At 52.2% G+C, this 21,158-nt stretch carries 17 protein-coding genes and 1 pseudogene; 12 read left to right on the top strand and 6 right to left on the bottom strand.

From position 1 onward, the window contains the following. Nucleotides 1–2: 2 nt before the first annotated feature. Nucleotides 3–1,442, bottom strand: coding sequence for a sensor histidine kinase (locus AC50X8_RS01405; protein WP_056029721.1), 1,440 nt, complete (start codon nt 1,440–1,442; stop codon nt 3–5). Nucleotides 1,443–1,746: 304 nt separating this feature from the next. Here AC50X8_RS01405 and AC50X8_RS01400 point away from each other — a divergent pair, with 304 nt between their 5' ends. The 12 genes and pseudogenes from AC50X8_RS01400 (at nt 1,747) to AC50X8_RS01345 (ending at nt 15,464) form a co-directional block, all read left to right on the top strand. Continuing rightward, a complete protein-coding gene (locus AC50X8_RS01400) occupies nt 1,747–2,619 on the top strand; it encodes a polysaccharide deacetylase family protein (RefSeq protein WP_056029718.1) in 873 nt (290 codons plus the stop codon). 34 nt (nt 2,620–2,653) lie between these two features. Further along, nucleotides 2,654–3,538, top strand: coding sequence for a nitrilase-related carbon-nitrogen hydrolase (locus tag AC50X8_RS01395; protein WP_056029715.1), 885 nt, complete (start codon nt 2,654–2,656; stop codon nt 3,536–3,538). A gap of 27 nt (nt 3,539–3,565) precedes the next feature. Continuing rightward, nucleotides 3,566–4,606: a sugar ABC transporter substrate-binding protein gene (locus AC50X8_RS01390; protein WP_494878219.1), complete on the top strand. Its 1,041-nt coding sequence runs from the start codon at nt 3,566–3,568 to the stop codon at nt 4,604–4,606. An 18-nt stretch (nt 4,607–4,624) separates the two neighbouring features. After that, entirely contained in the window at nt 4,625–6,163 is a 1,539-nt protein-coding gene (locus AC50X8_RS01385) for a sugar ABC transporter ATP-binding protein (RefSeq protein WP_494878215.1), read from the top strand. Nucleotides 6,164–6,180: 17 nt separating this feature from the next. Then, the gene (locus tag AC50X8_RS01380) at nt 6,181–7,170 is read left to right on the top strand and encodes an ABC transporter permease (RefSeq protein WP_200931583.1); all 990 of its coding nucleotides are present in this window, start codon (nt 6,181–6,183) and stop codon (nt 7,168–7,170) included. Nucleotides 7,171–7,220: 50 nt separating this feature from the next. Further along, nucleotides 7,221–8,000: an SDR family NAD(P)-dependent oxidoreductase gene (locus AC50X8_RS01375; RefSeq protein WP_056029709.1), complete on the top strand. Its 780-nt coding sequence runs from the start codon at nt 7,221–7,223 to the stop codon at nt 7,998–8,000. Between the two features lie 32 nt (nt 8,001–8,032). Beyond that, nucleotides 8,033–9,448 (top strand): NAD-dependent malic enzyme, encoded by a 1,416-nt coding sequence (locus AC50X8_RS01370; protein WP_494878672.1) that lies wholly within the window; start codon nt 8,033–8,035, stop codon nt 9,446–9,448. Then, nucleotides 9,403–10,944: an ethanolamine ammonia-lyase reactivating factor EutA gene (locus AC50X8_RS01365; RefSeq protein WP_494878212.1), complete on the top strand. Its 1,542-nt coding sequence runs from the start codon at nt 9,403–9,405 to the stop codon at nt 10,942–10,944. Before AC50X8_RS01370 ends, AC50X8_RS01365 begins: the two co-directional genes overlap by 46 nt. Beyond that, the gene (gene eutB / locus AC50X8_RS01360) at nt 10,941–12,305 is read left to right on the top strand and encodes an ethanolamine ammonia-lyase subunit EutB (protein WP_494878210.1); all 1,365 of its coding nucleotides are present in this window, start codon (nt 10,941–10,943) and stop codon (nt 12,303–12,305) included. The genes AC50X8_RS01365 and eutB overlap by 4 nt, the downstream gene beginning before the upstream one ends. Next, nucleotides 12,283–13,035 (top strand): ethanolamine ammonia-lyase subunit EutC, encoded by a 753-nt coding sequence (gene eutC / locus AC50X8_RS01355; protein ID WP_494878208.1) that lies wholly within the window; start codon nt 12,283–12,285, stop codon nt 13,033–13,035. Before eutB ends, eutC begins: the two co-directional genes overlap by 23 nt. A gap of 294 nt (nt 13,036–13,329) precedes the next feature. Beyond that, nucleotides 13,330–14,008 (top strand): annotated as a pseudogene (locus AC50X8_RS01350) (response regulator transcription factor). After that, nucleotides 14,001–15,464 carry a sensor histidine kinase gene (locus AC50X8_RS01345; protein ID WP_494878203.1) on the top strand — a complete coding sequence of 488 codons (1,464 nt, stop codon included), beginning with the start codon at nt 14,001–14,003 and terminating at the stop codon, nt 15,462–15,464. The pseudogene AC50X8_RS01350 and the gene AC50X8_RS01345 overlap by 8 nt, the downstream one beginning before the upstream one ends. A 112-nt stretch (nt 15,465–15,576) precedes the next feature. On the opposite strand, the gene AC50X8_RS01340 is transcribed toward AC50X8_RS01345, so the two are convergent. The 5 genes from AC50X8_RS01340 to AC50X8_RS01320 form a co-directional block, all read right to left on the bottom strand. Next, complete coding sequence (locus AC50X8_RS01340; protein ID WP_056029695.1) at nt 15,577–15,837, bottom strand: HPr family phosphocarrier protein; 261 nt, start codon at nt 15,835–15,837, stop codon at nt 15,577–15,579. 58 nt (nt 15,838–15,895) lie between these two features. Then, on the bottom strand, nt 15,896–17,611 hold the full coding sequence (ptsP, locus tag AC50X8_RS01335) for a phosphoenolpyruvate--protein phosphotransferase (protein ID WP_494878201.1): 1,716 nt from the start codon (nt 17,609–17,611) through the stop codon (nt 15,896–15,898). 86 nt (nt 17,612–17,697) lie between these two features. Next, the gene (locus AC50X8_RS01330; RefSeq protein ID WP_494878199.1) at nt 17,698–18,849 is read right to left on the bottom strand and encodes a mannitol-1-phosphate 5-dehydrogenase; all 1,152 of its coding nucleotides are present in this window, start codon (nt 18,847–18,849) and stop codon (nt 17,698–17,700) included. Beyond that, on the bottom strand, nt 18,846–19,283 hold the full coding sequence (locus AC50X8_RS01325; RefSeq protein ID WP_494858219.1) for a PTS mannitol transporter subunit IIA: 438 nt from the start codon (nt 19,281–19,283) through the stop codon (nt 18,846–18,848). The genes AC50X8_RS01330 and AC50X8_RS01325 overlap by 4 nt, the downstream gene beginning before the upstream one ends. Beyond that, nucleotides 19,280–21,145: a BglG family transcription antiterminator gene (locus AC50X8_RS01320; RefSeq protein WP_494878670.1), complete on the bottom strand. Its 1,866-nt coding sequence runs from the start codon at nt 21,143–21,145 to the stop codon at nt 19,280–19,282. Before AC50X8_RS01320 ends, AC50X8_RS01325 begins: the two co-directional genes overlap by 4 nt. Nucleotides 21,146–21,158: the final 13 nt, after the last annotated feature.

The following is a 21,158-nucleotide window of genomic DNA, read 5'->3' as shown; positions in this document are numbered from 1 at the left end:
GATTATCCCTCCGGTTGATAAGGCAATGTAATGATGACCAGCAGTCCTTCCTCCATAGCGCGGTAAGTGAGGCCGTATTGCTCGCCAAAAGCAAGCTTGATGCGGTTATTGACGTTGTATATGCCGATTCCGTATTCATAAGCGCGATTATGCCCAGCCGATTCCTGCGAATCCTGCTCCAGGCTAAGCGACATGTCCAAATTGCCAAGCTTATCGTTCATTTGCTGGACTTCTTCCTCGCTCATGCCTTCGCCGGAGTCGCGGATGGTGAGAATAACCCGGCTTCGTTCGCAGTACCCGGTAATGTTAATAAAGCCTTCCTTGTCTATATTTCGAAAGCCGTGCACAATGCTATTTTCAATAATAGGCTGCAGGACGAATTTGATCGTGCGGCTCTTTCGGACGTTGGGATCAATATCGATTTTCGTTTGAATCGCTTGATCGAAGCGGATTAATTGAACCTTCAAATAATGCTCAATATGATGAAGCTCATCATCGATTGTCACAAGCTTCTCTTCATTGACAATATTGTAGCGGAACATCTGGGACAGGGAGCGAGCAAGCTCTGAAATGAGCGGCACACGGTGGATCAGGGCAATGGAATTGATCGTTTCCAGTGCATTATGGAGAAAATGCGGATTAATTTGTGCTTGCAGCGCCAGCAGCTTCGCTTTATCGGATTTCATTTTCATCTCATATTCCCGATTTACGCTTTCCTTCAGCCGAATAACGATGTCCTCGAAGTAGCCCTCCAATTCCTCAACCTCGTCTTGGCGCCGACTTGGGCGCATCATTTCGATTTTTCCGGTGGCGTATTGCCGCATTTTCCGATTTAACAAAATAATCGGTCCCGAATAGTAGATCGATAGAATAATAATGAGCACGACGCACATAATTCCGCTCGAAAGCATCAGAATACCCATTAAATGATGAATGTACGACAGCTTTTCCATAATGGATGATTCCGGCGTGTACACAATAATGTACCAGTCTGCGAAAGCATTATACGAATAGAAGACGACCCGTTTGACATGCAGATAATCGACGGTAAATGAGCCTTTGCCCTCCTTGGATGTGAAAATTTGTTCATGCAGATGCTTGGAAGCGAGATGCTTATTCGTGGAAAATAACGTTTGCCCGCTATGGTTGCTAATAATGACGTCGCTGTCTTTTCCCATGGCGGTATTGGCAAGGCCATATAAAATAAATTGCTGGACCTGATCGTTTCCTTTATCCTCCAGCTGCAGTGCATTTAGATTAAGAAAGATCAGGCTGTTGCTTGCTTCATCTAAAATATTGAGATTACTCTCTACAACATTATCGTAGAGCTTGCTGCTCAGCGCCTGAAAAGCCAACCACTGGACAGCAATTATCGGAATCATAATGACGATGGTATGAACAAGCATCATTTTATATTTTACACTCAAAGGCACTCTCGCCACCGGGACCCTCCTTTAATTTCTGATCATGGTATAGACGATAGACTTTTATAACGCTTGTTAATTAATATATCATGAATAGTAAAGAGCTTGACAAGTGTTATTTAAAAAATAAATGCATGAATGTGTAGGAAATATTAACCTGATACCGTAAAAAAGTACACCTTTCCGCAAATTGTTAGAGTTTTTTTGTTTTGTAAGCGATCTTATAATGAATTCAAGCGGCCGGGGCAAATGCAACTGGCTCTAAGCCCTAAATCAGACGAATGACAAAATCATGTGAGAAAAGTTAACAGGAGGGTTAAAAATGCAACGATCTGGTAAGGTGAAACTTCCTACAGGAAAAAAGGTCGCCGTCAACATCGGTGTCGATTTTGATGCAGCATCCGTATGGATGGGGACATTCGACCGCTTCTCGCCTGCCTATCTGTCACGCGGCGAATTTTGCGCAGAGGTGGGCGCACCGCGCTTGCTTCATTTGTTCCGCAAATACGGCATCACGACAACCTGGTGCATTCCGGGCCATACGATCGACACGCATATGGAGGTATGTCGTGAAATCGTAGCCGCCGGACATGAAATCTGCCATCACGGTTATGCGCATGAAAATCCAACCCATATGAGCTATGAAGAAGAGGAAGAAATTTTGCTCCGCGGCTTTGCGGCGCTGGATAGGCTGGGGGTCAAGCCGCGCGGCTACCGCTCGCCTGCATGGGATTACAGCCCCAATACCTTGAAGCTGCTGGAGAAGCACGGATTCAGCTATGACAGCAGTCTGATGGGCAATGATCTGCATCCCTACCGCCCAAGGGAAGTCGTAGAGATTAATATGGACAAGGCGAATGTATTTGGCCCGCCTAGCCGAATCGTGGAAATTCCGGTTTCATGGTATTTGGATGATTTTCCAACCCAAGAATATGTCATTGGCGGAGCGGAAGGCATGCGCTCTACGCATGAGGTATTCGAGCGTTGGAGAGATATATTTGACTATGCTTGTGACCATGAAGAGGGCGCATGTTATGTGCTGACGACACATCCGCAGACGATTGGCCGGGCGCATAACATTCAAATGCTGGAGAAGCTGATTCAGCATATGGAATCGCGCGGAGCCTGGTTCGCAACGCTAGGTGAAATTTATGATGCCTATACCGATAACGAGGCAGATGCAAGCAACTCATAAGAGAAAGCCTACACTGGTTAAATAGGAGGCAACTATGACAAACATTCGTATTTCTGCTGTACAGTTCCGCGCCGAGCGTGTATCCGGCTTTGAAGACTTTGAACGGCAGGTTCGAGGGCTGATGGAGGAAGTGCCGCTGGATTCGGATTATGTGCTGTTCCCTGAGCTGTTCACCGTTGGCCTGCTGACCTCATTCCCTGATTGGGAGACAGCGGGACCGTCAGCGATGATGAGGCTGGACCAATTTACCGTTCCTTTCAAGAAACTGTTCGCAGACCTTGCAGCGCAGCGGGGGCAAATTATTGTCGCCGGTTCACATTTGGAGAAGCGGGGCGAGGATTATTTTAATGTAAGCACGATCTTTCAGCCGAATGGCGACATAGCGGAGCATAAGAAATCGCATATTTTTCCCGCAGAGGGCAATTGGAAGACGAGGGAAGGCGAGGAGCTGAACGTCTTTGACATTGGTCCGGCCCGCATTGGTATTGCGATTTGCTATGAGGCTGAAATTCCCGAGGTCTCCCATATTTTGAGCAGGCAGGGAGCGGATATTGTATTTTGTCCATCCTATACGTACACGGAGTTCGGTTTTTGGCGGGTTCGTCATTGCGCGCAGTCCCGCAGCATTGAAAATCAGATTTATGTCGTGCATTGCCCGACGATTTGTGAGATCGGCAAGCCGATTGACAGCGGTTATGGCCGCTCCGCAATATTGACGCCATGCGACACGCCGTGGACGGCCAACGGCATAGCTGTTGAAGCGGAAACGAACGTACAAACCGTCATAACTGGAGCCGTCAATCTGGATTTGCTTTATGAAAATCGCAAGACTGGCGCGGCGACGACTTTCAATGACCGCATTCGCAAAAGCGGAATGTACGCAAATCATGCTCCATATGCACAGGAACGTTCCAACTAACTTATGAGAAAAGGGAGAGGATTTTATATGAAACGTTTATCCGCGCACATGATAGCAGGAATCGCCCTTCTTGTTCTTGTTTTTGCAGCCTCCGCTTGCAGCGGAAATAGCTCCAGTGCAGGCACCGATTCACCCGAGCCGTCTGGCTCGTCAGACGCAGCGGGCGGAGCTGGGAAAATTGCATATTTTTCCGCCGGAGCCTCAAATGCATATCTTCAAAAAGGGTTGGAAGCAGCAGAATCCAAAGCGAAGGAGCTCGGATTCGAAATCGATACGTTCGACGGACGCTTTGATCCGTTGACGCAGCTCAATCAAATTCAAAATGCGGTGACAACCGGGAAATATAAAGGGTTCGTCGTTGAACCGGTCGATGGCAACCAGCTCTGCAAGGTGTTGTCCAAGGATGTGCCGGCCAAAGGTGTAGCGGTAGCCATCATTAATGCTACGCTGTGCGGATCGCCGGATTGGCAGGAAGGAACGCTGACTTATGTGGGCGGTCAGGAAGTCAACGTTTATAAAGAAATCGTGAATAAAATTTTCAGCGACAAGCCGGAAGGCGGCACAATCGCCGTCATTGGCGGCCCGGCAACTGGCGGTCCGTACTTGAGCATGAAGGCAGCCTTTGACAGCGAGCTGCCAAATCACCCGGAGTGGAAGCTGATTGGCATGCATGCGACGACTTATACGGCGAACGAGGCGTTCCAAGTGGCACAAAATATTTTGCAGGCCAATAAAAACCTCGACGTTATTTTCTCCAACTATTCGGGCATGACCGTCGGCGTCGTTAAAGCGATTGATGCGGCCAAACGCGATGATGTAGCGGTCTATGATTTCGGCGGCGACAAATGGGCCTTTGATTCGGTAAGCTCCGGCAAAATCAAATCGACGGTTGTCATGCTTCCGGTCGAGGAGGTTCAGCATGCGATCCAGGCGCTCTACGATTCGTTCAACGGTAAAGAAGTAGAGAAATATATCGATCTGACCAAAGATCCGATTCTCCCTGGCACACCGTTCGTCTATAAGGACAACATGGCTGATTTTACAGCTAAAGGATTGCCAGAATATTAAGCGGAGGAGAGGTTGCGAATGAGTGGAGGAGCTGTGGCTGAAGCGGTGCCGGTAAAGAAGGAAATGGCGATTGAAATATCGGAGCTTATTAAGTCCTATGGAGGCTTTCGCGCCCTGAACGGGGTGAATATCGACATTCAGCGCGGAGAAATTCATTCGCTGGTTGGACAAAATGGAGCGGGAAAATCGACGCTGCTTGGCATTTTGTCCGGCCGGACAGCTCCGAGCGAGGGGAGCGTCCGCATATTTGGCAGCGAGCTGCATTACGGCGACCCAAGGTCCTCGCGCAAGTTCGGTGTTGCGACGATTTATCAGGAGCTGACGATTGCCCCCAATCTCAGTGCGCTGGAAAATGTTTTTCTAGGGCAGCTCTTGTCGGTCAACGGCTTTATTTCCCGCAAGCGGATGACAAAGCGCTATATGGAGCTTTGCGCAATAATGGGTGTGAATATTTCGCCGCTCCAGCGGGCGGGGAATATGTCGATTGCCGATCAGCAAATGCTGGAAATTATGCGAGGCCTCCAGCTGAATGCAAGCATTCTGATCTTGGATGAACCGACGGCTTCGCTCGCTCCCCCTGAGCGCAAGTCGCTGCTGAAAACGATCAAGACGCTGCAAGCGGGCGGTATTACGATCATTTATGTGAGCCATCATCTCGATGAAGTGCTTGAGCTCAGCGATAGCGTGACGATATTGCGCAATGGGGAGAAGATTGTGAGCCAGCCGCGTGCCTATTGGACGAAGGACAAGCTGGTGTCTTCCATGCTAGGTGCAGAGGTGGCGGAGGAAATTGTCAGAGTGACGCAGGAAACCCAGCATGAGGATACCCCTCCCGGCCCGGAGCTGCTTCGGGCAACCGGGGTGAGTGTGCCGGGCGCAATCGAGGATATTGCGATTACGCTCCATGCCGGCGAAATCGTCGGCATCGGCGGGCTGGTAGGCTCGGGGAGGACGACGCTCGTGCGGGCGCTGGCCGGACTTGAGCCCAAATCGACCGGCACTCTGTGGATTGAAGGAAAGCAGGTCAAATGGCCGCGTGAGCCAGGCTATCCGATGAGCCTGGGCATTGCCTTGGCGCCGGAGGATCGCAAGCATCAGGGGCTGGTGCTCGGAATGTCCTGCGAGGACAATATCAACATGGTTAACTTTGGGCAGGTCAAGAAGCTGGGCTTTTACCGCAAGGCGAAGGCCGGCCATATCGCTGATGGACTTAGCAAAAGATTTGGCCTTACCCGTCCGATTCAAACGCTTTGCCGCAATCTCTCCGGAGGCAATCAGCAGAAGGTGCTGCTGGCGAAAGTATGCAATTTGCGCCCGAAGGTGCTCATTGTCGATGAGCCCACCCGTGGCATTGATATTGGCGTCAAGGTCGAGGTGCTGAAAATATTACGCCAGCTTGCAAACGAAGGCATGGCGATTGTCATTATTTCCTCGGAGCTGGAGGAGGTCATTGCCGTAAGCAACCGCGTGCTGGTGCTGTCCAAAGGACGGCTGGTGAAGGAGCTGAGCCAGCGCTCGGAAATTAGCGTCGATCATATTTTACAAGCTACATTTTAGAAAAAGGGGGTTATCGTATGAGCACGCTGGAAAATCAGCTTAATAGGAATATGGAGCGACAGGGATTGTTCAAAAATATGAATAGCCTCATGCTGCGCTACGGAGTGGTCGTTGCTTTTATCGTTGTGGTTGGTTTGTCTGCCATCCTGTATCCGGGTTTTTTGCGCCCGGCGAACTTAGTCAATATTTTTAGCCAGCTCGCGATTGTCGGCATTATGAGCATTGGGATGACCTTTGTAATGATTACAGGCGGACTCGATATGTCGGTGGGCGGCATTTATGCGCTGTGCGCCACTTTAATTGCGAGCTATGCGGACAGCATGCCGCTTCCGGTTGCTTTTGCCATTACACTCGTTGTCGGCTTGGCTGCAGGACTCATTAATGGTGTGCTCGTGACGAGGCTCAGGGTTCCACCATTTGTAGCTACGCTGGGGACAGGCTCTGTGTTTACGGGAATTGCCCTTATTTATTCTAATGCCCAGCCTTTCTTTGTCCAAAAAGAATCGTTTCAATGGATGGGCTCCGGCGAGCTTGGCGCGATTCCCATCGCGGTGTTCCTGCTATTCCTCGTTTACGTCGTTGGTGCGATCGTGCTTGCTTTTACAACCTATGGCCGTTCGCTGTATGCGCTTGGTGGCAATAAGGAAGCGAGCCGCTTGTCCGGCCTTCGCGTGAACTGGCTTATTTCCAGCACTTACGGCTTAAGCGGATTGTGCGCAGCTGTATCTGGCATTCTCATTGCTTCACGGCTCGGCCAAGGTCAGGCGAATATCGGCGAGACGATTGCACTGGACGTAATTGCGGCAGTCGTCATTGGCGGAACCTCGCTAAGCGGGGGCGAAGGAGCGATCTGGAGAACGATTGTGGGAGGCTGTATTTTGGCGGTGCTGTCCAACGTCTTTGACAGTTTGTCGCTAAGCCCGTACTGGCAGTCTGTATTCAAAGGCTGCATTATTATCGGCGCGGTTATGTTCGATTATTACGCCCGCACGAAGACGCAGACTTGAGCAGGCATGTCCATCGTTTGGAACGTATAGTCCGGAAGGGAGACGTTTGAATGCGCCTAAAAGGAAAAACGGCCGTCATCACTGGCGGTGGAACGGGAATTGGTAGAGCGACCAGCTTGCTGTTTGCAGGCGAGGGGGCCAGCGCCGTTGTAACGGATATTGACGAGGATAGCGGTCTGAGGACTGTCAAGGAAATCATAGAGCTGGGCGGACAAGCTTTATTCGTTAAGCATGATGTACGCAGCGAGACGGACTGGGAGGAGGTTGCTGCTCAGACGGCGAACATTTACGGCAAAGCGGATATTTTATTCAACAATGCGGGGCTGTTTTTGATTAAGCCGCTGCTGGAGACGACGCTTGCGGATTGGGAGCGCCTGATGTCCGTTAATGTAACAGGAGTTTTTCTTGGAATGAAGCATATTATTCCCCTGATGCTGGCCGGTGGCAAAGGCGGCTCGATTATTAATGCATCATCCAATGCGGGCCTGTTTGGGGCCTCAGGGCTCACGCTGTATGGCGCGACCAAAGGGGCTGTCCGGATTATGTCGAAGGATGCGGCGCTTGAGTTTGCTTCAGCGAATATTCGGGTCAACTCCATTCATCCTGGCTATATTCATACGCAAATGATCGATTATGCGGCAGAGCTTGCAAGCAAGAAGGTGGAGGATCAAGGGGCGCTTGTTCCCCTTGGCAAAGTAGGCAGTACGCTCGACGTAGCACGGCTGGCCCTGTATCTTGCCTCCGATGAATCTTCATATGCGACAGGAGCGGAATTTGTACTGGATGGCGGCGTATCTGCCGGTCCTCCAGATGTATGGAAGCAAAAATAGAACCGGATGCCAAAATGGCGGAGGAAGCATACATGACGATTAGCAGTTTGATTATAAGGTTGGAGATGGATCATCGGCTGGTTCAGTTCGGCGAGATTGCCTCTCAGGTCAGCCATGCTGGCGGCGATATGACATCAATTGATGTCATTCGCTCTGGCAAGGACATGTCGGTACGCGACATTACAGTCCATATTAATGATTCGGATGAAAGCCCATTGTTAAGGCGGCTGGATGAGCTGCAAGGGACGAAGCTAATCCATGTATCTGACCCGGTATTTCTCGCGCATTTGGGCGGGAAAATTGCCACGAGCCCGAAGCTAATGGTCAAAAATCGGGATGATCTTTCCAAGGTGTATACGCCCGGAGTGGCTAAAGTGTCGAAGGCCATTCATGAAAACCCGGATAAGGCGTATTCGCTGACAATCAAGCGCAATACGATTGCGGTTATTACCGACGGAACGGCGGTGCTGGGGCTTGGCGACATTGGACCTTATGCTGCTGCTCCCGTTATGGAAGGCAAAGCGATGCTGTTCAAGCAGCTTGCGGATGTAGATGCGTTCCCGCTTTGCCTGGATACGCAGGACACGGAGGAACTGATCCGCACAATTAAAGCGGTCAGCCCGATTTTTGGCGGCATAAATCTTGAAGATATTTCTTCGCCCCGCTGCTTTGAAATTGAGCGCAGGCTAGTGGAGGAGCTGGATATTCCAGTATTTCACGACGACCAGCATGGTACGGCAATCGTTGCGATGGCTGGCCTGCTGAATGCGCTCAAGGTAACGGGGAAGCAGCTTGCGGATGTACGAATTGTGGTGAATGGGATTGGAGCGGCAGGCGTATCGATTTGTAAAATGCTGCTTGCCGCAGGAGCGAGCCGTCTCGTCCCGATTGATCGGGACGGCGCTATCGTCTTCGGCGGTGCCTATGACAATCCGATGTGGCAGTGGCTTGCGATGCAGCCTCAGGTTGAACGAACTCCCGGAAGCTTGAAGGAACTGCTAGTTGGAGCGGATGTGTTCATCGGCGTATCGCGGGGCGGCCTGCTGAATAGCCAGGATATTCAGACGATGGCGAAGGACAGCATTGTGTTTGCAATGGCGAATCCCGCGCCGGAAATCGAGCCGGAAGAAGCATTGCCCCATGTTCGCATTTTTGCAACGGGTCGCAGCGACCTGCCGAACCAGATTAACAATGTGCTTGTGTTTCCCGGCATTTTCCGGGGGGCGCTGGACTGCCGCGCGCGCCATATTAATGAGGCAATGAAGCTGGCAGCGGCGCGGGCCATTGCTGCCGTCGTTTCGGACGAGGAGCTCAATGAGCAATATATTATTCCGAGCATCTTTAATGAGCAGGTCGTTGCTAAAGTGCGGATTTCCGTTATTGAAGCTGCTATATCCACGGGATGCGCCCGCCGAATACCGCCGGAAATTGGCTGGAAAATGGCATGAGCAGCATGGCGCGGGAGAAATGGCTGACGAGTGTAGGCATCGATCTGGGCACAAGCACAACCAAGTGGATTGTTTCGAAGCTTAAGGTTGTAGAGACCTCCGGAGGCTTTTCACTGCCGCGCTATGAAATCACCGAGCGAAGGCTGGCTTATATAAGCCCGGTTTTTTCAACTCCGCTGCTAGGCGAATCCGAAATTGATCTGCAAGCTTTATCGTGTCTATTGGAGCGAGAATATCAACAGGCCGGCATTAAGCCGCAGGATGTGCAGACCGGAGCCGTTATCATCACGGGCGAGACGGCGACGAAGGACAATTCTGAGAAAATTGTACATGCGATGGCCGGGCATGCTGGACAATTTGTCGTCGCAACAGCAGGTGCTGATCTGGAATCCTTGCTTGCTGGGCGAGGTTCTGGAGCGGCTGCCCGCTCAGCGCGGCAGCCAGGCGTAATCGTCAACGTGGATGTCGGCGGCGGGACGGCAAATGCGGCCTATTTCCGCGATGGCGCTATGATAGGGACGGTGACGCTGCATATTGGCGGCCGTCTTATTCGTTTAACACCTGAGGGGAAAGTCTTATATGTATCAGCCCATTGGCAGCTCTGGGCAAAGCAACAGGGCTATGAAAGCGAGCTGCCCGCGATAGGCAGTCTGCTTCCGCTCGCAGCTTTGCGTCTATTGTGCAAGCGAATGGCAGAGCATTTGTATTCGTGCATCATATCAGGCGGACATGCGGTTCGCTGTGGATGGGAAACGGATGTGCTGCTTGTCGCGCCGCCTACCGGTGAACTCCCGATGCCAGGCGAAATTTTTATTTCCGGCGGAGTGGGCGCATTGATGGATATGTCAGATTCCCTTACAATGGAGGAAATAGCCAAATATGGCGATATCGGGCCGGAGCTAGGAGCGCAGCTGGCGCAATTGGCAAGTCGGCATGGGGTTCCGGTCAGGCAAGCGGAAGAGTCGGCCCGTGCGACGGTTATTGGCGCAGGAACGCATATGACGGAGGTGAGCGGAGCGACGTTGTATTATGATTTGGAGGCGCTGCCGCTGCGCAACATTCCGGTTGGCATCTGTCGCTTGCCGCCAGCCGATGACGAGATGCAGCAAGCGGTGCGGGCCAGTGTGCAGCTGGCAGCTGGCTTGTATGGCAGCGGAATGTCCGATCCGCCCTTTGCTTTAGCTCTGCAAGGCGGCGGAGTTTGCTCGTATATTCGCCTGCAAAAGCTGGCAGCAGCGTTATACGCCGAATATACGGCTGCTGCTCCTGAGTCCTCAGTACTGCTGGTCATTTGCCAAAATGATATGGCCAAGGCGCTCGGACATGCGCTTGCGAAGCGGCTGCGTGGCAAGCGGCGGCTCGTATGCGTCGATCAGATAAACGCCGTTGACGGCGATTATGTTGACGTTGGCCTTCCAATAAAGGAGGACATGGTTCCGGTAATCATGAAAACGCTGGTGTTTCACCGGCGGGAGAGCGGGGAGGAACAGGCATGAAGTTATCCGTTACACTCAAAGGCCGGACTTACTCCTTCCATCATTTGAAAGAGGTGTTGGCCAAAGCAAACGAAGAGAAATCGGGAGACCGGCTGGCAGGCATTGCTGCTGCCGATGCGGCGGAGCGGGTTGCCGCCAAATATGTGCTCTCGGAGCTGCGCCTCGCAGATATTCGGGAAAATCCGCTGCTATGCCCCGATAAGGACGAGGTTTCGCGGCTGATCGAGGAGGATCTTGCCGAGGACGTCTATCAGGCGTTCGCCAACTATTCGGTCGGCGAGCTGCGGGAGTATTTGCTTCGCTCCGATACGACAGGCAGCGAGCTGCTGCGGGTCGGCTCGGGCTTGACGAGTGAAATGATAGCGGCGGTATGCAAGCTGATGTCCAATCTGGATTTAATTCAGGCGGCTTCGCGGATGGAAATATTGACAACCTGCCGGACGACAATCGGCTATAAGGGGACGCTTGCTTCCCGCGCCCAGCCGAATCACCCGTCCGACCATGTAGGCGGCATGAAGGCTTCGCTGTTCGAGGCGCTCAGCTACGGCATCGGTGATGCGGTCATTGGCATCAACCCGGCGACGGATGCGGTTGAAAATATGAAGTCGCTGCTCTATGCGACGAAGGAGGTCATAGACCGCTGGGCGATTCCAACCCAAAACTGCGTGCTTGCCCATATCACGGCGCAAATGCGTGCAGTGGAGGAAGGGGCTCCTGCAGATATGCTTTTCCAGAGCCTCGCCGGAACCGAGGAGGGCAATCGCGGCTTCGGCATTGATCTGGCGCTGCTTGAGGAAGCGGATGCTTTAATTCGCGCACGGGGTACAGCGGAGGGGCCGAACCGCTGGTATTTTGAGACGGGGCAAGGCTCCGAGCTGTCTTCGGAATCGCATTTCGGCATCGATCAGCTTACGCTGGAAGCCAGATGCTATGGCCTTGCAAAACGGTTTAACCCGTTTATCGTCAACACGGTTGTCGGCTTTATCGGTCCTGAATATTTGTATGACAGCAAGCAGGTCATCCGTGCGGGGCTTGAGGATCATTTTATGGCGAAGCTTCACGGGCTGCCAATGGGCTGCGACATTTGCTATACGAACCATATGCAGGCTGATCAGAATGATATGGATAACTTGAGCATTTTGCTCGCATCTGCTGGAGTCAGCTTCGTTATTGGCGTTCCGTTAGCGGATGACTGCATGCTGAATTACCAGTCGTTAAGCTATCATGATATTGCCACCGTGCGCGAGACGCTGCGGATGAAGCCGGCTCCTGCGTTTGAAGCATGGCTGGAAAGCGTTGGCGTCATGCGGGGCGGCAGGCTCACTGCTGAGGCGGGAGATGCCATCCGGTTTGTCTATTGAGAGAGGAGGTCATCTAATGGATCGACAAAGGCAGGCCGAAATCTTTGAAAGCCTCGCGGCCCACTCGCCCGCCCGAATTGGAGTTGGCCGCTCAGGTACCCGTGCGCTTACGCAGGAAGTACTGAAGCTGAGGCTGGATCATGCCCATGCGGTGGATGCGGTATACGGGGAAGTATCTCCGGCATTGCTTGCGGAATTCGAATTGTTTTCGGTTGATACCCAGTTTCATGACAAAGAATTATATTTGAAGCGTCCTGATAAAGGCAGGCTGCTGTCCGAAGAGGGGAGTGCGGCAATAGCGGAGCGCTGCTTGAAGCGTCCTCAAGTGCAGGTCGTTGTGGCGGATGGGCTGAGCGCCAAGGCGGTCGATGCCAATCTGCCTGATATTCTGCCTGCTTTAATGGATTCATTGGAAGCAAACGGGCTAACGGCGGGAACACCCTTCTACGTCAGAGGGGCGCGGGTTGGCTGTATGGACGATATCGGGCGGATTTTGGAGCCTGAGTCGCTTGTCCTTCTCATTGGAGAACGCCCTGGCCTTGCGGCAGCTACTTCAATGAGCGCTTATATGTGCTATCGCCCCTATCCGGGAAGGAAGGATTCGGAGCGAACGGTTATTTCCAATATTCATGCAAGAGGTACGCCGCCCGTGGAAGCGGGGGCTCATATTGGCTCTGTTTTGCGCAAAATGCTGGAGCAGCGCATGAGCGGGATCGGATTTATCGTCTGAGCTTAAATAAGAATGTGGAGAGGGTTCAAAAATCGTATGCTGAAAGCCGGAACTTTCTGGCGCAGGCTTCTGTAAAACGGAGGCCGCGTACAGAGCGTTCCGGCTTTTTTTGATTTGAGCGTTAGTTGGACATCTGCTTTCATTTTTTACATCGGCCGCGTTCATAGCTTGTACATTTTCAAAGTGTAAACTGGTTGCTAACCCTGTCAAACGTAGAAGACGTATGAACTGGAACGGTGTGAAGACACTGGAAAAAGCACAACATACGGGCAAGGCGATACGAGGAGGAATAGTATGCTGCAAGGCCATATTTTGTTAGCTGAAGATGATGAGCGGCTAGGGAGATTAATTGTGCAGATGCTTGATCGGCTATCATCAGGTGGACTGGGTACAGGATGGCGAGGATGTGTATGATTATTGTCTCGCTGCCCATTATGAGGTTGTCGTACTCGACTGGATGATGCCGGGCATGACAGGTGTAGAGGTATGCAGCAAGCTGCGGGAGCAGGGCTACAGTGGAGCCATTCTCATGCTGACGGCACGCGATTCGCTTCACGATCGAATAGAAGGCCTCGATTCAGGGGCCGATGATTATTTGGTTAAGCCGTTTGAGCTGTTCGAGCTGCTTGCTCGTTTGAGGGCGCTGGGACGCCGGAATTTTGCACCGCTAGTAGAGGAAGTCGTTCAAATTAGCGATATGACACTCAACCGCAGCACACAAGCAATGAAGCAGGGAGAGCAGGAGGCGGCGCTTAGCCCGCGCGAGTTCCAGCTGCTCGATCTGCTGCTTCGCAACAAGGGGAGCGTTTTGCCGCGCGAATTGATTTTGGAGCGGATATGGGGCTTCGAAACGGATGTTGCGATGAAGACGGTCGATGCGACGATCAAGCTGCTGCGCAAAAAGCTGGAGCCGTTTGGCAACGCCGACAAAATCCAGAGCATTCGCAGCGTCGGGTACAAATTTGATGATTAATCGGTTGTTCAAAAATAAAGATATGTTCGCGCAAACGCAGGCGCGGCTGACGCTGCTTTATGTCGGCTTGCTGTCGCTGTTTCTCGCCGTGTTTGTCGTCGTTGTATATTGGCTGCTCTCGCTTGTTATTTACAATGAGCAGAAGAAGGATCTGCTGTCGTTTCTCGATCAGTCGACGAACGTTATTGAGAAGCAGATGAAGGACAATCGGCAAGCGGAAGAAATTGACTTGAATGACCGCAACTTGCTTGGATTTGGCAATGACCAGTTTTTTTATTATTTGATTGGAGCAGATGGCGCGCTTATTGCGGGGAAAGAAGTATTTCCTGTTTTGAGGCCAGAGCTGCTGGAGCTGGTGAAGGACTGGAAGCCTGGCAATAACGAGGTCAGCTACGAGACGATTACGACCGATGCCACTTCTGCGGGCGGCATGCCAGGGGGAAAGCCGCTAGAAGGCAAGCTTTCATTAATGATTGCGGGCAAGCCTGTTCTGACGGGGCAGGGCAGCTCCAGCATTTTTTATGTGGCGAAAAATATTTCCCAGCAGCATTCGCTGTTTCAATGGCTGCTTTGCATTCTCATAGGCGTCGCAGCATCATTTACGATTGTCGCTTTTCTAATTGGGCGATACATGTCGCACCTTGCTATGCTGCCCATTGCCGAATCGTATGATCGGCAGCGCACCTTTACAGCGGATGCGTCGCATGAGCTGCGCACGCCGCTGAGCGTGCTGCTGATGTCGATTAACGCGCTCGAACTGGAGCAGGAGAGCTCCGGCAGCAAGGTTGAAAGAGCTGGCCCCGTCCATATGGAGCGTGAAAATGCTTCAGTTACAGCCCGATCTGAAAACGCTGCGGAGGATGATAATGATTTTGTCTCTAAGACGCTTGCGACGATGAAGAATGAAGTGAAGCGGATGACGCGGCTCGTTGGTGATTTGCTGCTGCTGGCCCGTTCGGATGCGAGCGAGCTTGAGCTGGAGCATAACATGTTTGATTTTCGCCCCATTGCCGAGAAGACCGTTCAATCGATGGAGACGCTGGCCGCTGCCAGAAGCATACGTCTGGGGCTTGAAGCGCCAAATCGGGCGATGATGCGTGGCGACGCGGAGCGCATGAAGCAGGTGCTGTATATTTTACTTGATAATGCGATTAAGTTTTCGCCGGAGGGGGAGCGCATTATTATCCAGCTAAGCGCATCGGCCTCGGAGCGTCGGGGCTTGCTGAGGCTGACGGTGCAGGATAAAGGACCGGGTATTAAAGCGGCAGACGCTGCGCGCATATTTGACCGTTTCTATCGGACGGACAAGGTGCGAACGCGGCGAACATCCGGTCATGGGCTGGGACTCGCAATTGCCAAGCAAATGGTGGAAGCCCATCATGGGAAAATTGGCGTATGGCCTGAGGTTGGCAAAGGCAGCACCTTCTATGTGATGATTCCGGTTGCCTTCAAATGAGAGGGACAAGCTTGCTTGAATAAAAAAAGGAGAGGAGGCCGTTTGCTTAAGTTTATGCTTAAGCAAACGGCTTTCCTCTCTTTTTCCATAGAAGCGGGAATGCTATTTACGCCTATTCGTGAATTTGTGTCAGCAGATCGCCAAGCACCTTCATCGCTTCGGTTTCCTGCTCGCCGTCGATTTCCAGCGTCACTTCCTCGTTCACGGCAATGCCGAGCGTCAGCATGCTGAGCGAGCTTTTGCCGTTCACTTTTTTGCCCTTATTCAGGACGGAAATTTTGCAGGGAAAGGCGCTGGCGGCTTGAACGAACGTTTTAGCCGGGCGAACGTGAAAACCTGTTGGGTTAAGAATCGTAAAGGTTTGACTGATCATGAGGAGATCACTCCGTTTCGGATGTATTTTATTTCAAGTATGGTTTGGAGGCTAATCCTTATTGCCGTTTTTGCTCTACAAAGGCGGTTACTTGCTCATAGCTGCGAATGCGAAGCGCCTGCTCCGCGTAGGCGGCCCATTCGGGCTGGTCCAGCTCGCCAACGAGCTGTCTAGCCTGCAAAATCGCGCCAGCGCTCATGCTGAATTCATCCAGCCCAAGCCCAAGCAGCAGCGGAATGGCCGTCGTATCGCCAGCCATTTCCCCACACATGCCCACCCATTTGCCTTCCTGCTTCGCGGCTTTGATCACCATGCTGATGAGGCGCAAAATCGAAGGATGCCATGGCTGATACAAATAAGATACCGTCTCATTCATCCGGTCCGCCGCCATCGTATATTGAATCAAATCGTTCGTCCCGATGCTGAAAAAATCAACCTCTGGCGCGAACAGATCAGCGGACACAGCAGCGGACGGAATTTCAACCATCATGCCGACTTCTATGTGGTCTGCGACAGCGATGCCTTCGGCAGCAAGCTTTGCCTGTTCTTCGGCGAGCAGTTTTTTTGCTTCAAGCAGCTCCTCGATGACCGCAATCATTGGAAACATAATTTTAAGATTGCCATGGCTGCTGGCACGAAGCAGAGCGCGCAGCTGCGTGCGGAAAATATCCTGGCGGTCAAGGCAGAGCCGGAGCGCGCGCTGCCCAAGGAACGGATTGCTTTCCTTCGGCAAATCCATGTAAGGCAGCTCTTTGTCGCCGCCAATGTCGAGCGTGCGGATGACGACGGGCTTGCCGTTCATTTTTTCAAGTACGTATTTGTAGCTGGTATATTGCTCATCTTCGGTTGGAAGCGAGCTGCGTCCCATATAAAGAAATTCGGTGCGGAACAAGCCGATCCCTTCAGCGCCATTATCGAGCGCACGCTGCACATCTTCCAGTTTCCCGATGTTGGCCGCAAGCTCTACCTGCTTGCCGTCTCGGGAAAAGGTTGGCTGATCCTTGAGCTTAGCGAGCTCAGCTTTATGCTTGTCATATTGCTGTTTTTGCTGCTGGAAGGCAGCGAGCTCGTCAGCGGACGGATTGATAATGATGGAGCCCGCTTCGGCATCCATTATGATAAAAGCATCGGCCGGCAATGAGCGAAGAGAGGAACCGACGCCAACGATGGCCGGAATTTCCAGCGTCCGCGCCATAATCGCGGAATGGGAAGTGCGGCTGCCGATTTCGGTAATGAAGCCGCGCACGACGTCCAAATTGAGCTGGGCCGTATCGGAAGGCGTCAAATCCTCGGAAATAATAATACATTCCTCAGTCATATTCGCAAGATCGAGATGGGGCACCCCGCGCAAATGGCTCATAATGCGGCCCGCCACATCTTTAATATCGACGGCGCGGCCTTGAAGCAGCTCATCCTCCATCGCTTGCAATAGTTCAATGAAGGAAGTCGATACTTCATGAAGCGCATATTCAGCGTTAATGCCTTCGTCGCTCATTTTTTCCTCTGCAGCATCAATGAAATCAGGGTCTTCCAATATCATCAGATGGCCTTCAAAAATTTCGGCTTTATCCGCGCCAAGCTTTTGCTCTGTGGAAACTCGAATCGCTTCAATCTCTTCCTGCGCTTGGGCTACTGCGCTGCGAAAACGCTGAATTTCCCCAGTGGGATTTACAGCTTTAAGCTTTTTCGGCGTATAAAGGTCTTGATGAATAAAGTAGGCGGGAGCTGCCGCAAGCCCTGGCGATGCACCCGTACCTTTCCATACTGTTGTCATGCAACCTCATTCCTTTCCTTGACTCAATGGCTCCTCAGTATCTTGCCTGCTTGAATTAAACCAAGAGCCGTTCGTTTCAAAAATAATTACAGCTTGCTGTAGGCTTCCACAATTTGCACGTGCAGCGGGTGTTCCGCTGGCAATGATGTATAACGTGCAATAACGTCGCTGAGTGTGGAGCTTGAGAGAGTTGCTTGAATTTCTGCAGCCTCGGAATCTTCTGTATAGTTGAAGCGCAGCGCAGCGGCCATCGCTTTTGTCAAATGGTCAGTTGGCAGTCCGAGCTCAAAGGCGAGCAGGGCGGGCCTTACGAGACGGTCATCCGGCGACAGCTTGCGAATCGGCGAACGGCCGACACGCACCACTTCATCGGTCAAATAAGGATTAATAAAACGCTCTAAAATTTGCTCAATATACGCTTGATGCTCGCTTTCCGAGAAGCTGTAAGTACGAACAAGCATTGCGCCCGTTTCTTTGAGCGCACCCTCGACTTCCCTACGGACAGCGGCGTCCTTCATCGCTTCCTGAATAGTGGCGTATCCTTGCAAATAACCATGATAAGCGGCAACGCAATGCCCGGTATTAACGGTGAACAGCTTGCGTTCGATGTAAGGCTGGAGCTGATCGACATAATGGATGCCGGGAATTTCCGGCGTTCCTTGCGGGAGCGCAGAGCGGTCAACCGTCCACTCATAAAAAGGCTCAACTGTCACTTGCAGCGGATCGTCATGCTGCTGAAGTGGAACGATGCGGTCAACGGCAGCGTCTGGAAAAGCAATCGTTTGCTCTGCCTGTGCTTTGACGTCAGCAGCCAGATGGGAATAAACAAGCTCCTTAAGCTGCGAACTGCCGCCAATCGCATTTTCACAGGCGATAACAGGCAAGGGAGAAGCAGCAGCTGCTTGGTTGTTCGCCAATCGAAGCGTGATGCCTTCAGCAATGGCTCCGGCAATATGCTTCAGGACTGACACGCCGACGGCTGTCGTGACGAGGTCAGCCTCGGCAATGGCCGCGGCAACGAGCGCCGTATCATTGCCGTTAATCGCATTGACGCCCGAGACGGTGAACGACTCAGCTTGCTCGCTGGCCAGCTTAACGGTATATTGCTGTTTTTCCTGCAGCAGCGCGACGAGTGAGGCGTTCACATCGACGAATGTGACGCTGCAGCCTGCTTGCGAGAGCAGGAGGCCGATGAAGCCTCGCCCAATGTTGCCTGCGCCAAAATGGACGGCCCTCATTCTTCCATACCTTGCTCAAAAATAGCGATGAGCTCGCCCTCAGAGCTGGCGGTCAAAATCCGCTCCATATCGTCTTCCTCGGATACAAGCATCGCAACGCTCGTTAAAATGTTCAGATGGTCATCGCCGACCGCAGCGAGCCCAATAACGAGTCTAGCTGGCTCGTCGCCGCCAAAATCTACTCCGCCCGGCACGATTAGTATCGACATGCCCGTCGAGTGGATGAGGCTTTTGGAATCATTGGTGCCGTGAGGCATCGCAAGTCCGCCGCCAATATAAGTCGAGAGCAGCTCTTCGCGCTCAATCATTTTGTCAACGTAGGAGGCTGGAACATGGCCTGCTTCAACGAGCAGTTGTCCCGCAAGGCGGATCGCTTCATATTTGTCGCTAACTTGTACGTTCAATTTCACTTTGTCTGTGGATAAAATAGTCATGGCTCATTTCTCCAATCCAGTTTGAATTTGATTTCTTTCTCTAGGTGAAAGGATAGAAAAGCTTGAATTTCCGTTGCGCTGCCGTGCTTGAGCAGCTCTGTCAGCTCCGTCATCAGCAGCATCGCGCTCACTTCGCTCAAAATCTCCAGAGCGGTACGGCGAAGCTCGGCAGGGCCAAGCATCAATAAAATTTGTTTCACTGGAGCACTGCTGCTGTCTCCAAACGGAAGCGGCTCGTTAAACCGAAAAAGGCTGAGTATAGGAAAAGCGATCGCATCGGACCGGGTATGGAACAATGCCAGCTCCGTATCAGGAATAACCTGGCTGCCATGCTGCTCCCGCGTCAGCAGCAGGCGAACGACCTTCTGTTCGTCGGACACCGCATGCAAGTGCCGGATCGCCTCAATAAGCTCCTCGGTAACGCCTGTTAAATCGCCTCGCGGGAGGCCGGGCCGTTCCGGCATCGTATACACCTGAAAGGTTTCCAGCAGCATAACCGAATCCGAGGCGTACATTTTCAAATGCATCAACCGTTCCAGCGGCGAGTGGCTGATCGTTTCCGGCGTTTTGGGCGAAGGAGCATGCTTGAGCGTAATATTTTGAATAAAGGACCGCAGCCGTTCTACTTCCGCTTCCAGCAGCAGGGGACTCAGCTTAATATAACGCTCGGCAGCTATCGGCAAATCAACCGTCGAAATAATAAGATCGTATTGCTGCTCCGGCATTCGTGCTGCTTCGTACCAAGAACGGTTGCCAATCAGCTCGATTTGCGGCAGCTCCTTGCTAATTCTAACGGCCAGCAGCTTTGACGAACCGATACCGCTGGTGCAGACGAGCACCGCTCTAACTTTTCGCGGAAACTGCTTGAGCCGTTCCATGGAGGCGCCAAAATGCATGACCATGTAGCCAATTTCCTCATCAGGCACTTCGATCCTGCTTATAATAGCATTAACGCCTTTGCGAATAAGGGTAAACAGCAATTCATAATCTTTCTTAATTTGCGCGAGCAGCGGATTGCGAATCGTGCTGCCTTCCTCTATTCTGCGAAAGGCAGGCAGCATATGCTGATGGAGCCCTTCTCTTAGGGAACGGTCTTCGGTAAAAGGCTCGCCGAGCTGCTCCTCCATAAACGCGATCAGCTTCGTTACGCTTGCATTGAGCGTCCAATCTCCCTGAGCGAGCAGCAGCCCATCTTCCTCAGCCGAATCGGTCGCTTTAAGCAGCTTGGCGATATAGCGGACCTCCTCAGCAGGAAGCTCCAGTGCGAGCATGCTCAGCAGTTCCTCGGCCTTGCTTTCTCCTCTCGCAGAGTAGGAGGGAGGAACGCCATTAACATGCGGCGGAATCAAATGGCCTTCCTGAATTCGCGTCAGCGTGACAGCAAGCCGAATGAGCAGATTTAAATGCTCTTTTTCTGACAATTGCAGCTGCCAGCCGTCCTCCAGCTTCCAAAACGCCTGCTCCAAGGAGAAAAAATGCTTCCTGCCAACCATCGCCAGCAGCTCTTTCGATAATGGATGCAAGGTGATGGCTTCCTGAGCTTGGCCGAACAGGTCGGATTCGTCCAGATGGGTTTGCGCGAGCCAGGCAATAAACAGCCTTTTTGCTGACTCCGGCCCGCTTATTTCTACACCGTAGCCGCGCCTGCGCACGAGTGTCAGCCCGTGGCTCTGAATCATTTGCTCCAGCTCGTCAAGATCGTGGCTAATCGTTGGCATCGTAACGCGCAGCTGATGGGATAGCGAAAATTGCTTGATCGGCTCATTATGCTTAAGCAGCTTGCATAATATAAGCGCCTTACGCTCCTCGGCTGAAAACTCAAATAGATCCGCATGCTCAAGCGCTTGCTTAAAACGTTCCAGCCTCTCGCTGTCC

The organism is Paenibacillus sp. JT22N15 (assembly GCF_059383755.1).
The sequence above is the reverse complement of the archived record's forward strand: the minus strand, read 5'-3'. Positions and strand labels throughout refer to the sequence as shown.